The following is a 337-nucleotide window of genomic DNA, read 5'->3' on the forward strand; positions in this document are numbered from 1 at the left end:
TATAAAAAGCACCGCTAAGATGGCGCCGACAATGCCACCTACATAAAGCAGGGCAAAGACATATATTTTTGCAATCAGAAACGACAAGCTGTTGGTTTCTTCTGGTGCTGAGCCGAGAATCAGGTGCATATAGCCCATGCCTAGCAGCAGGGCAGCTATTGTCCAAATCAGGTATTCCAGCAATGACTTTCTTATCGTCGTCATATAAACAGTGCCTTTATGTTTATGCTCATTTGACAGACAAACGGCCCGTATTGACAGTAAAGATTGCCGTTATGCAATGCTTAAAATTCAGGGTTAGCAGCAGTGTTAATGGCATCTTTAGTGGTTTTTGCGG

1 protein-coding gene is annotated in these 337 nt (G+C 43.3%); it reads right to left on the reverse strand.

All coding sequences use genetic code 11. The features are described 5' to 3' along the window. A partial coding sequence (locus tag J0A66_RS22290; protein ID WP_206576014.1) for a hypothetical protein occupies positions 1-183 on the reverse strand: 183 nt, incomplete at its 3' end. Between the last annotated feature and the right edge of the window lie 154 nt (positions 184-337).

The sequence above is a fragment of the Bowmanella dokdonensis genome (genome assembly GCF_017254865.1).
Taxonomy (GTDB): Bacteria; Pseudomonadota; Gammaproteobacteria; order Enterobacterales; family Alteromonadaceae; genus Bowmanella; species Bowmanella dokdonensis.